This window comes from Neochlamydia sp. S13 (genome assembly GCF_000648235.2).
GTDB lineage: Bacteria > Chlamydiota > Chlamydiia > Chlamydiales > Parachlamydiaceae > Neochlamydia.
Genome location: NZ_AP017977.1, coordinates 384,541 through 397,677 on the forward strand (window position 1 = coordinate 384,541; position 13,137 = coordinate 397,677).

8 protein-coding genes and 1 pseudogene are annotated in these 13,137 nt (G+C 39.4%); all 9 read left to right on the plus strand.

From position 1 onward, the window contains the following. Positions 1-257 precede the first annotated feature (257 nt). The 9 genes and pseudogenes from TY21_RS01435 (at position 258) to TY21_RS01475 (ending at position 13,015) form a co-directional block, all read left to right on the plus strand. Entirely contained in the window at positions 258-1,601 is a 1,344-nt protein-coding gene (locus TY21_RS01435; protein ID WP_130589473.1) for a leucine-rich repeat domain-containing protein, read from the plus strand. Between the two features lie 254 nt (positions 1,602-1,855). Beyond that, on the plus strand, positions 1,856-2,737 hold the full coding sequence (locus TY21_RS01440; RefSeq protein ID WP_130589474.1) for a DUF1670 domain-containing protein: 882 nt from the start codon (positions 1,856-1,858) through the stop codon (positions 2,735-2,737). Then, entirely contained in the window at positions 2,734-3,591 is an 858-nt protein-coding gene (locus TY21_RS01445; RefSeq protein ID WP_130589475.1) for a DUF1670 domain-containing protein, read from the plus strand. The genes TY21_RS01440 and TY21_RS01445 overlap by 4 nt, the downstream gene beginning before the upstream one ends. Before the next feature lie 458 nt (positions 3,592-4,049). Next, positions 4,050-5,531: a leucine-rich repeat domain-containing protein gene (locus TY21_RS01450; protein WP_197725076.1), complete on the plus strand. Its 1,482-nt coding sequence runs from the start codon at positions 4,050-4,052 to the stop codon at positions 5,529-5,531. Positions 5,532-6,065: 534 nt separating this feature from the next. Further along, the gene (locus tag TY21_RS11250; RefSeq protein WP_197725077.1) at positions 6,066-7,337 is read left to right on the plus strand and encodes a leucine-rich repeat domain-containing protein; all 1,272 of its coding nucleotides are present in this window, start codon (positions 6,066-6,068) and stop codon (positions 7,335-7,337) included. A 484-nt stretch (positions 7,338-7,821) separates the two neighbouring features. Beyond that, on the plus strand, positions 7,822-9,099 hold the full coding sequence (locus TY21_RS01460; protein ID WP_052354592.1) for a leucine-rich repeat domain-containing protein: 1,278 nt from the start codon (positions 7,822-7,824) through the stop codon (positions 9,097-9,099). A gap of 536 nt (positions 9,100-9,635) precedes the next feature. Then, positions 9,636-10,841, plus strand: coding sequence for a leucine-rich repeat domain-containing protein (locus TY21_RS01465; RefSeq protein WP_130589476.1), 1,206 nt, complete (start codon positions 9,636-9,638; stop codon positions 10,839-10,841). A gap of 12 nt (positions 10,842-10,853) precedes the next feature. Further along, positions 10,854-11,198, plus strand: a pseudogene (locus tag TY21_RS01470) (leucine-rich repeat domain-containing protein); the annotation flags it as partial. Positions 11,199-11,389: 191 nt separating this feature from the next. Continuing rightward, entirely contained in the window at positions 11,390-13,015 is a 1,626-nt protein-coding gene (locus TY21_RS01475) for an IS1634 family transposase (RefSeq protein WP_130589478.1), read from the plus strand. The last annotated feature ends 122 nt before the right edge of the window (positions 13,016-13,137 follow it).

Here is a 13,137-nt window from a genome sequence, read left to right on the forward strand (position 1 = left end):
GGCAAAGGATCAATCTCATTCTTATAACCAAATCAAAATTGCCGCGTTACTTAATCCCCAAAACCTGTGGCTGCTCCTAAATGCTTGGAAGGCCCCCCCTTTTCGTTAAATCTATCTGAAATAAAAGCGTGGTAGATTATCTGCGAGTTGTTTTTCCTTGATAAGGATACGAATTGGTTTGACTTGCTTCTTTAATTTTTTTATATTGCTTTAAAAAATAAAAATGCTGAAAAGTTATCACTACCCAAGAAAATAAAATGCATCCTATCTCATCGACATCTATTGAAAGCTTGCCCAATGAATTGCTGCTCCCTATCTTAGAGGCTTGCGTAGTTCCTTCCTTATTTAGCGTCTGTAAAAGATGGCATCATCTGCTGGCTTCTGAAGCGATGCCTTCTCTTTATAGAAAAATAGAACGGCTTCATTTCCCCAGGAAGAATGCTATTACCCAGAGAACTCTTATGTTAGCTAAAGTTTATCAACTCGATCCTGGACTTACCTCTACTGAAAAAGTTTATCAAGTTTTTAAACAAGTTTTTACCTTAGTTAAATCTATTTTTCCTTTGGAATTTAAAGAGAAAACAGAAGAAAAAAGAGGCTTAACTCTGGCCAATTACTCTTCTTATCTCTTAAATATAAATCGCCTTTTACTTTGGAAAAGACTTCCTGGTGGGGAAGAATACTTGAGGCGAGAAGAAATTAAGCACTTGCCTCTAGAAAAAAAAGGAGAGCTTTTTAGAGATTGGATTGAAGAAAATTGTAAAAACATCACGGCTTTAGATTTATCTAACGCAGGCTTGACTTATTTACCCCCAGAAATAGGCCAATTGTCTCAGCTGAAAGGGCTTTACTTAAATCAAAACCAGCTCACCAGCCTGCCTGTAGAAATAGGTCAATTGTCTCAGTTGGAATGGCTTTACTTAAATCAAAACCAGCTCACCAGCCTTCCCGCAGAAATAGATCAATTGTCTCAGCTGCAAGAGCTTTACTTAAATCAAAACCAGCTCACCAACCTTCCTGCAGAAATCGGGCAGCTGTCTCAGCTGCAAACGCTTTACTTACATCAAAACCAGCTCACCAGCCTTCCCGTAGAAATCGAGCAGCTGTCTCAGCTGGGAACGCTTAACTTAAATCAAAATCAGCTCACCAGTCTGCCTGGAGAAATCGGGCAACTGTCTGAGCTGCAAACCCTTCTCTTAAATCAAAACCAGCTCACCAGCCTTCCTACAGAAATCGGGCAGCTGTCTAAACTGTGGCGGCTTGACTTAAATCAAAACCAGCTCACCAGCCTTCCTACAGAAATCGGGCAGCTGTCTAAGCTGCGAATGCTTCACTTAAATCAAAACCAGCTCACCGCTCTGCCTGCAGAAATCGGGCAATTGTCTCAGCTGCGAAGGTTTTACTTAAGCCAAAACCAGCTCACCAGTCTGCCTGCAGAAATCGGGCAGCTGTCTCAGCTGCAATATCTTTACTTAAATCAAAACCAGATCGCCAGCCTGCCTGCAGAAATCGGACAAATGTCTCAGCTTACCAAGCTTGAACTAGCAGAAAATCCTTTGAAAGATATTGCAGAAAGAATAAGGCAGCGTTTTCTATTGTAGAATAGCCGTAAGTGATTTTTAAATTGGGTTGAGCTAAAATGAAATAAAAACTTTTAGCCATCTTATCTTTAAACAAGTCATTCGCTTTCCTTCCCACAACTAAGCAAGCTTAAGCTAACCTACACATTTTCGATTAGGTCATCTGTCTATTTTATAATTTTTTTTTTAAACGGAAAATCTATTAAAAAAACTGGCGTTCACCTTTATAATGTTTAATTAAAGAAAAAAACAAAAACATCCATAAAAGGAACGCCATGAAAAATGTTACTATAAATTCTAAAGAAGATCAAGAAAGACGATTTCAAATCAAAAACATCCATCAGCAGATGAAAAATTTGGCTGTTCAAGGAACAGGAATTAGTCCTTGGGAAGCTCAAATTTTAGTAGGTCTGATTGAGGAAGTGTACTTTTCCGAACTTAACCAAAGCCATTTAAAACCAGGGCAAATTAAATATCATTGTGTAGCAGCTGAAGAAGGAGCTGGCAAATCTTTAAAAGAGTGCAAGATGTTACCTGTAGTTTTGACGTTGTTTGACCAACGAGACAAAGGAAATTTTTCCCAAGATAATAATAAAGATAGAAGTGTTGAGCTAAGAAGGAGAAGACTTGTGCGTATAGCTGAAGAAGCTAAAGAGCAAGGAGGATACTTAACGCAAGAGGACCTAGCAGAATTATTAATGTGCGATATAAGAACCATTCGAAGAGATATTAAAGAGCTTAGAACAATAGGCATCTTATTACCCACCCGAGGTCAACAAAAAGATATAGGCCCTGGTGTCAGCCATAGAGCTATTGCCATACGGCTTTGGCTGGAGGGCAAAGAGCCTGTGGCTATTGCCCAGCATATTAAGCATAGCATAGAAGCTGTGGAAAACTATCTACAGAAGTTTAAAAGAGTAGCCTTTCTTAAAAGCAAACATTTCAATGAGTTTGAAATAGCCTTAACGGTGGGAATTTCCATCTATGCTACCAAAACCTTTTCTCTGCTATATGAAGAGTTTAAAGATAAAGCCTTTTTTAAACAAAGATTGGAGGAAGTTCATATAGTTGGTGCCCAATATTATCACGCTCAAGATGAAAAAAAAAGAATGATGTCGTCGAACGACTCTATCAGGAACGAGCGGAGGCTGCCATGAAGAAAAACATCGATGCTAACCATGCTACATTTTGCCCTCAAGCATTTAAATGCTTTGAAGGTGCTTTGGAAGCATTTTTTTCTCATGAGTGCCCGCAGCTAGGAGGAACAAGGACAAGGCAAGTACTGGTTAAATCAATAGCGGATATGGTGCATCAATTTTATCCGCAGACCTCTCATATGCAGCCGGGACAAGTTACATGGCCGACAGTCCACCGCAACGAATTTTCATCTTATGGAAAATCTATTCAAAATACACGTTTAACAACGGTGATTTTAGATTTGGTAAGCTCGCAAGATGCTATAGAAAGAGCCAAAGGGAAAAAATTAAGGGTTATAAAAAAAGAAGCTGTGGCGCGGATGTGTAAGCAAGCTTTTGATCAAGAAGGTTGCTTAACCCACGCAGAATTAGCTATTTTGTTAAAGATATCACCCCACAGCGTAGGCAAATATATCAAGGAGTGGGAATTAGAAAACCGTGAGGTTCTTCCCAGAAGAGGATCTATCCATGATATAGGCCCTACTTTAACTCACAAAACAATGATCATTGAAAAGCTCTTTATTGAGCAAAAAACTGTTCAGCAGGTGAGCAGAGAAACAAAACACTCTTTGCCGGCGATACAAAGGTATATATCCACTTTCAAGCAAATATTGCTATGCAAACAAAAAGGTATGTCTACAGAAGAAGCAGCTTTTTCGGTGGGTAGGACATCGCGCTTAGTCAATGAATATGAAAAGATTATTGAACAATATAAGGAGAAAAATTATGTTATAGCCGCGTTATTGAAAAGTGAAATTGGAATTGAAACAAGAACCCAGATAACAATAAATGAAGGTGTTGATAAAAAATATTAATCAGAAAAAAGATTAGGTTAAATGCCAGTTAATGACAAGTGTCCTTATTTATAATGACAAGAAATTTCTCTCTTTTTCTGCAGATTGATATACTGGGAGAACAACCTTTCTTGACAGGAAGAAGCTAGGCGTATTGTATTCCATCATTCGATAGGAGAATTAAAACATTGCACCAAAAAGAGCCATTTTTCTCAAATAAGGCAAAGAATCCATCTCATTCTTTTAGCTAAATCAAAATTACCGCGTCACTTAATCGCCAAAACCTGTGGCTGCTCCTAAATGCTTGTAGGGTCTCCACCCTTGCCTTGGATCTATCTGGAAAAAAAGCGCGACTAGATCATCTGCGAGTTGTTTTTCATTGATAAGGATACGAATTGGCTTGACTTGCTTTTTTAATTTTTTTATATATTCTTTAATAAATAAAATGCTGAAAATTTATCACTACCCAAGAAAATAAAATGCATCCTATCTCTTCGGCATCTATCGAAAGCTTACCCAATGAATTGCTGCTCCCTATCTTAGAGGCTTGCGCAGTTCCTTCCTCATTTAGCGTCTGTAAAAGATGGCATCATCTGCTGGCTACTGAAGTGATGTCTTCTCTTTATAAAAAAATAGCCCAGCTTCATTTCCCAGGAGGGAATGCCGCTACCCAGCGAACTCTTATGTTAGCTAAAGTTTATCAACTCAATCATGTACCTACCTCTACTGAAAAAATTTATCTATCTTTTAAACAAGTTTTTACCTTAGGTAAATCTATTTCTCCTTTGGAATTTAAAGAGAAAACAGAAGAAAAAAGAGGCTTAACGCTAGCTAATTACTCTTCTTGTCTCTTAAATATTAATCGTCTTTTACTTTGGAAAAAACTTTCTGGTGGGGAAGAATACTTGAGCCGAGAAGAAATTAAGCACTTGCCTCTAGAGAAAAAAGGAGAGCTTTTTAGAGGTTGGATTGAAGAAAATTGTAAAAACATCACGTCTTTGGATTTATCTGGAGTAGGCTTGACTTATTTACCCCCAGAAATATGCCAGCTGTCTCAGCTGCAAACGCTTAACTTAAATCAAAACCAGCTCACCAGTCTGCCTGGAGAAATCGGGCAATTGTCTAAACTGCAAATGCTTAAATTAAATCAAAACCAGCTCACCAGCCTGCCTACAGAAATCGGGCAATTGTCTCAGCTGCAAGGGCTTGATTTAAGCCAAAACCAGCTCACCAGCCTGCCTACAGAAATTGGGCAGCTGCCTCAGCTACAACGGCTTGATTTAAGCCAAAACCAGCTCACCAGCCTGCCTGGGGAAATCGGGCAATTGTCTCAGCTGCAAGGGCTTGATTTAAGCCAAAACCAGCTCACCGCTCTGCCTGGAGAAATCGGGCAATTGTCTAAGCTGCAAATGCTTAAATTAAATCAAAACCAGCTCACCAGCCTGCCTGGGGAAATCGGGCAATTGTCTCAGCTGCAAGGGCTTGATTTAAGCCAAAACCAGCTCACCAGCCTGCCTACAGAAATTGGGCAGCTGCCTCAGCTACAATGGCTTGATTTAAGCCAAAACCAGCTCGTCAGTCTGCCTGGAGAAATCGGGCAATTGTCTCAGCTACAAGGGCTTTACTTAGACCAAAATCAGCTAACCGCTCTGCCTGGAGAAATCGGGCAATTATCTCAGCTGCAAAGGCTTGAATTAAATCAAAACCAGCTCACCAGCCTTCCTGCAGAAATCGGGCAATTGTCTCGGCTGCAAATCCTTTACTTAAGCCAAAACCAGCTCACCAGCCTTCCTGCAGAAATCGGGCAATTGTCTCGGCTGCAAATCCTTTACTTAGGCCAAAACCAGCTCACCAGTCTTCCTGTAGAGATCGGGCAATTGTCTCAGCTTCTCATACTTGAATTAGCGGAAAATCCTTTGAAAGATATTGCAGAAAAAATAAGGCAGCATTTTCAATTGTAGAATGGCTTAAGTACTTTTTAAATTGGGGTGAGCTAAAATGAAATAAAAAACTTTTAGCCACCTTATGTTTAAAGAAGTAATTGCTTTTCTTCCCACAACTAAGCAAGCTTAAGCTAACCTACGCATTTATAATGACAAGAAATTTCTCTCTTTTTCTGCAGATTGCTAGGCTGGGAGAACAGCCTTTCTTGACAGGAAGAAGCTAGGCGTATTGTATTCCATCATTCAATAGAAGAATTAAAACATTGCGCCCAAAAGAGCCGTTTTTCTCAAATAAGGCAAAGAATCAATCTCATTCTTTTAGCCAAACCAAAATTGCCGCGTCACTTAATCCCCAAAACCTGTGGCTGCTCCTGAATGCTTGGAAGGCTTCCCCTTTCCTTAAATCTATCTAAAATAAAAGCGTGGTAGATTATCTGTGAGTTGTTTTTCCTTGGTAAGGATACAAATTCGCTTGACTTGCTTTTTTAATTTTTTTATATTGCCTTTAAAAAATAAAAATGCTGAGAAGTTATCACTACCCAAGGAAATAAGATGTATCCTATCTCTTCAGCCTCTATTGAAAGCTTGCCCAATGAATTGCTACTCCCTATCTTAGAGGCTTGCGCAGTTCCTTCCTTATTTAGCGTCTGTAAAAGATGGCATCAGCTGCTGGCTTCTGAAGTGATGCCTTCTCTTTATAAACAAATAGGTAAAGTACATGTTTCCCAAGGGGATATTAACAAGCAGGCTTTTATTTTAGATAGGATTTATAAGCTAGAAAGTAGATTTTCTGAAACAGCAAAAGTAAATGCAATCTTTAGGCAAATCTTTACTTTAGCCAAGTCTTTTTCTCCTTTAGAAGTTAAAGAGAAAACAGAAGAAAAAAGAGGCTTAACTCTGGCTAATTACTCTTCTTATCTCTTAAATATTAATCGCCTTTTGCTTTGGAAAAAACTTCCTGGTGGGGAAGAATACTTGAGACGAGAAGAAACTAAGCATTTGCCTCTAGAGAAAAAAGGAGAGCTTCTTAGGGAGTGGATTGAAGAAAATTGTAGAAACATCATGGCTTTAAATTTATCTAGAGTAGGCTTGACTTATTTACCCCCAGAAATATGCCAGTTATCTCAGCTGCAAGAGCTTCAGTTAAGCAAAAACCAGATCACCAGTCTTCCTACAAAAATCGGGCAATTGTCTCAGCTGCAAAAGCTTTACTTAGATCAAAACCAGCTCACCAGCCTTCTTGCAGAAATTGGGCAGCTGTCTGAGCTGCAAACCCTTCTCTTAAATCAAAACCAGCTCACCAGTCTTCCTACAGAAATCGGGCAATTGTCTCAGCTGCAAAAGCTTTACCTAGATCAAAACCAGCTCACCAGCCTTCCTGCAGAAATAGGTCAATTGTCTCAGTTGCAAAAGCTTTACTTAAATCAAAACCAGCTCACCAGCCTTCCTGCAGAAATAGGTCAATTGTCTCAGCTGCTACAGCTTTACTTAAATCAAAACCAGCTCCCCGCTCTGCCTATAGAAATTGGGCGGCTGTCTCAGCTGCAGGAGCTTTACTTAAATCAAAACCAGCTCACCAGTCTGCCTGAAGAAATCGGGCAACTGTTTCAGCTGCAATGGCTTAAATTAAATCAAAACCAGCTCACCAGCCTTCCTGCAGAAATCTGGCAATTGTTTCAGCTGCAAGGGCTTGAATTAAATCAAAACCAGCTCACCGCTCTACCTACAGAAATTGGGCAGCTGTCTCAACTTACCAAGCTTGAATTAGCGGAAAATCCTTTGAAAGATATCCCCGAAAAAATAAGGCAGCGTTTTCAATTGTAGAATGGCTTAAGTACTTTTTAAATTGGGGTGAGCTAAAATGAAATAAAAAACTTTTAGCTATCTTATCTTTAAACAAGTCATCCGCTTTCCTTCCCACAACTAAGTAAGCTTAAGCTAACCTACGCATTTATAATGACAAGAGATTTCTCTCTTTTGCTGCAGATTGATATACTGGGAGAACAACTTTCCTTGACAGCAAGAAACTGGCGTATTGTATTCCATCCTTCGATAGAAGAATTAAAACATTGCACCAAAAAAGAGCCATTTTCTCAAATAAGGCAAAGAATCAATCTCATTCTTTTAGTCAAATCAAAATTGCCGCGTCAATTAATTTCCAAAACCTGTGGCTGCTCCTAAATGCTTGAAAGGTCTCCACCCTTTCCTTAAATCTATACGAATTCGTTTGACTTGCTTTTTTAATTTTTTTTATTCTGTCTTAAAGAAATAAAAATGATAAAAGGTCATTACTACCCAAGGAAATAAAATGCATCCTATCTCATCGACATCTATTGAAAGCTTACCCAATGAATTGCTACTCCCTATCTTAGAGGCTTGCGTAGTTCCTTCCTTATTTAGCGTCTGTAAAAGATGGCATCATCTGCTGGCTACTGAAGTCATGCCCCCTCTTTATAAGCAAATAGGTAAAGTGCATGTTCCTCAAGGAAATGTTAAGGAGCAGGCTCTTATTGTAGATAAGATTTATAAGCTAGAAGAAAAGCTTTCTGAAGCAGCAAAGGTAAATGCAATCTTTAAGCAAATCTTTACTTTAGCCAAGTCTTTTTCTCCTTTGGAATTTAAAGAGAAAACGGAAGAAAAAAGAGGCTTAACGCTGGCTAATCACTCTTCTTATCTCTTAAACATTAATCGCCTTTTACTTTGGAAAAAATTTCCTGGAGGGGAAGAATACTTGAGCCGAGAAGAAATTAAGCACTTGCCTCTAGAAAAAAAAGGGGAGCTACTTAGAGATTGGATTGAAGAAAATTATAAAAATACCACGGCTTTAGGTTTATCTGGAGTAGGCTTGACTTGTTTACCCCCAGAGATATGCCAGTTATCTAAGCTGCAAGCACTTAACTTAAATCAAAACCAGCTCACCAGTCTGCCTGGAGAAATCGGGCAGTTGTCTCAGCTGCAAGAGTTTAACTTAGATTATAACCGCCTCATTGCTCTGCCTACAAAAATCGGGCAACTGTCTCAGCTGCAAAGGCTTTACTTAAATCAAAACCAGCTCACGACTCTGCCTGCAGAAATCGGGCAACTGTCTCAGCTGCGATGGCTTTACTTAAATCAAAACCAGCTCACCACTCTGCCTGGAGAAATCGGGCAGCTGTCTAAGCTGACACGGCTTGGCTTAAATCAAAACCAGCTCACCGCTCTGCCTGCAGAAATCGGGCAGCTGTCTCAGCTGAAATCGCTTGGCTTAAGAGAAAACCAGATCACCGCTCTGCCTACAGAAATAGGTCAATTGCCTCAGCTGCAAGTGCTTGACTTAAATCAAAACCAGCTCACCAGCCTGCCTGCAGAAATAGGTCAATTGTCTCAGCTGCTACAGCTTTACTTAAATCAAAACCAGCTCACCAGTCTTCCTAAAGAAATCGGGCAGCTGTCTCAGCTGAAACAGCTTTACTTAAAACAAAACCAGCTCACCAGCCTTCCTGCAGAAATCGGACAGGTGCCTTATCTTAACATGCTTGTATTAACGGAAAACCCTTTGAAAGTGAAAGATATTGCAGAAAAGATAAGGCAGCGTTTTCAGTTGTAGAATGGCCGTAAATACTTTTTAAATTGAATGAGCTATAATGAAAAAAAAGCTTTTAGCCATCTTATCTTTAAACAAGTAATCTGCTTTTCTTCCCGCAACTAAGCAAGCTTAAACTGACCTACACATTTATAACGCCAAGAAATTTTTCTCTTTTTCTGCAGAGTGTTATGGCTGGAAGGACAACCTTTTTTGGCAGGAAGAAGCTAGGCGTATTGTATTCCATCATTCGTTAGAAGAATCAAAACATTGCGCCAAAAAGAGCCGTTTTTCTCAAATAAGGCAAAGAATCAATCTCATTCTTTTAGCCAAATCAAAATTGCCGCGTCACTTAATCGCCAAAACCTGTGGCTGCTCCTAAATGCTTGGAAGGTCTCCCTCCTTTCCGTGAATCTATCTGAAAAAAAAGCGAGGTAGATTATCTGTGAGTTGCTTTTCATTGATAAGAACACGAATTCGTTTGACTTGCTTTTTTAATTTTTTATATTATTTTTAAAAAATAAAAATGCTGAAAAATTATCACTACTCAAGGAAATAAAATGCATCCTATCTCATCGACATCTATTGAAAGCTTGCCCAATGAATTGCTGCTCCCTATCTTAGAGGCTTGCGTAGTTCCTTCCTTATTTAGCGTCTGTAAAAGATGGCATCATCTGCTGGCTTCTGAAGCGATACCTTCTCTTTATAAAAAAATAGCACAGCTTCATTTCCTCAAGAGGAATGCCACTACCCAGCGAACTCTTATGTTAGCTAAAGTTTATCAACTCGATCCTGGACTTACCTCTACCGAAAAAGTTTATCAAGTTTTTAAGCAAGTTTTTACCTTAGCTAAATCTATTTCTCCTTTGGAATTTAAATGGAAAACAGAAGAAAAAAGAGGCTTAACGCTGGCTAATTACTCTTCTTATCTCTTAAATATTAACCGCCTTTTACTTTGGAAAAAACTTCCTGGGGGGGAAGAATACTTGAGCCGAGAAGAAATTAAGCACTTGCCTCTAGGAAAAAAAGGAGAGCTACTTAGAGATTGGATTGAAGAAAATTGTAAAGACTTAACTTTGCTAAATTTATCTGAAGCAGGCTTGATTTATTTACCCCCAGAAATATGCCAGTTATCTCAGCTGCAAACGCTTGACTTAAATCAAAACCAGCTCACCGCTCTGCCTGCAGAAATTGGGCAGCTGTCTCAGTTGCGATGGCTTTACGTAAATCAAAACCAGCTCACCGCTCTTCCTGAAGAAATCGGGCAATTGTCTCAGCTGCAAGAGCTTTACTTAAATCAAAACCAGCTCGCCAGCCTTCCTGCAGAAATAGGTCAATTGTCTCAGCTGCAAGAGCTTTACTTAAATCAAAACCAGCTCATCACTCTGCCTACAGAAATCGGGCAGCTGTCTCGGCTGAAAAGGCTTGAATTAAATCAAAACCAGCTCACCAGCCTTCCTGCAGAAATCGGGCGGCTGTCTAAGCTGGGATGGCTTGATTCAAGCCAAAACCAGCTCACCAGTCTTCCTGCAGAGATCGGGCAGCTGTCTAAGCTGCAAAGGCTTTACTTAAATCAAAATCAGCTCACCAGCCTGCCTGTACAAATCGGGCAGCTGTCTAAGTTGATGCAGCTGTGCTTAAATCAAAACCAGCTCGCCGCTCTTTCTGAAGAAATCGGGCAATTGTCTCAGCTGCGAGAGCTTTACTTAAATCAAAACCAGCTCGCCAGCCTTCCTGCAGAAATTGGACAGCTGTCTCGGCTGTAAGAGCTTTACTTAAATCAAAACCAGCTCATCAGCCTTCCTGCAGAAATAGGTCAATTGTCTCAGCTGCAAGAGCTTTACTTAAATCAAAACCAGCTCGCCGCTCTTTCTGAAGAAATCGGGCAATTGTCTCAGCTGCGAGAGCTTTACTTAAATCAAAACCAGCTCATCAGCCTTCCTGCAGAAATAGGTCAATTGTCTCAGCTGCAAGAGCTTTGCTTAAATCAAAACCAGCTCACCAGTCTTCCTGCAGAGATAGGGCAGTTGTCTCAGCTGCAAACGCTTGAATTAGCGGAAAATCCTTTGAAAGATATCGCTGAAAAAATAAGGCAGCGTTTTTCAATTGTAGAATGGTCGTAAGTACTTTTTAGATTGTGGTGAGCTAAATGAAATAAAAAACTTTTAGCGGTAGTTCCATTTTTTTATAAGGTTAAAGTGAGTAATTGGTTTATTATTACTTACATTCCTCAGCAAAAAAAATAATTAGGAATTTTGAAGACTAATCGAGTAAGATGTTTTCTTTAAGGGATTAAACTAAACGACTAAAAGTTATGCAGATAGATACACAAAACGTCGATCATTTAGGATTGGTAGCTGGAATGTGTGAGGAAATAGGGTTAGTTGACCTTATTGATCAAGCAGTAGGTAACCAGGCGAAGAATAAGCATTTAACCTATGGGCAAGCTGTTAAATGCATGATCTTAAATGGATTGGGATTTGTAAGTCGGACGCTTTACATGTATTCTGAGTACTTTGAAGATAAACCCATCGATCATTTGCTAGGTACGCCAGTCATTCCCGAGCAGATTGATGATAATGTTTTGGGGAGAGCGCTGGATAAGTTATTTGAGTTGGGAGTGACCGAGCTTTTTACTAAAATAGCTTTACATACAATCAAAGTGCTTGGCATCCAAGTAAAAAGTTTACATTTAGATGCCACAAGCTTTCACGTAGATGGAAACTATGAGAGCCTATTAGAACAAGGAGAAGCATGCATTCGCCTAGTGCAAGGCTACAGTAGAGACCATAGGCCTGATTTAAATCAAGCCGTCTTGCAGCTTATCACCTCCAATGAAGGCAATATTCCTTTATACATGCAAGCGGCTGATGGCAATAGCAGTGATAAGGCCGCCTTTACGCAAATTGTTGGCGAACATCTTAAAAGCTTTCGGCAAGCGGTAGAGAATCGTTATATAGTAGGAGACAGTGCTCTTTATACGCCAGCTACCTTACAAGTTCTTAAAGAAGAACAAAGCTTATTTGTCACGCGTGTACCCATGCAAATCAAAGAGGCTAAAGAGCTCATATTTGAAGTGCCTTACGACAAGACGGTAGAAATAACAGAAGGCTATCGAGCTTTTGAAAGTACCTCTTGCTATGCCGGTGTTGAACAAAGATGGGTAGTTATCTTTAGCCAAGCGGCCTATCAAAGAGAATGCCGCACTTTAGCCAAGCATTATCTTAAGGGCAGTGAGAAAGAATCCAAAGCTTTCTTTAAGTTTATAAAGCAAGAGTTTTCATGCCCCAATGATGCTAAGCGCCAATTAGATAAGTTTGCAAAAAAGCTTAAATATATACAAATTATAGAACCTCAAGTTATAGCAACTCAAAAGCATACTACATCTGGTCGACCAAAAGCTGGGCAAGCACCTTCTATACTTAGCTATCACCTAGAAGGTACAGTAGCCTGCTCTTTGCTTAACAAAGCAGAGTTAGAGAGGAGTAAAGGGTTTTTCATCTTAGCAACTAATGATATGGATGTAATCGTTTTTCCTGCTCAGGAAGTTTTGAAAACATATAAAGCACAGCAAAGTGTAGAAAGAGGATTTAGATTCTTGAAAAGTCCCGATTTCCTAGTCTCTTCTTTCTTTCTAAAAAAGCCAGAAAGAATAGAAGCTCTTTTAATGGTAATGACTCTATGCCTTTTGGTCTATTCTGCGCTTGAATATAAGATTCGAGAAAAATTACGAGAAAATGGTGAGAACTTCTTAAATCAGCTTAAGAAACCTACTCAAAAGCCAACCACACGCTGGGTGTTTTTCTGTTTCCTAGGCCTGCATATGGTCTTTATTGACCATAAAAAATTGCAAATTACCAATTTGAAAGAACGCCATAGAATTATCCTTAGATGCTTAGGGCCTCCTTACCAAAAATTCTATTATTCTGAAATGTGGTGAGAAATCACGGTTATTAAATACTTAGGTTTTTTTATTAAAAATTGTAGTCGCCAAAAAATTATTTAGGCTGGTTTTCAGCAAATTCCAGAACCACGCCATCAAAATAGACAAATGCTTGAGGC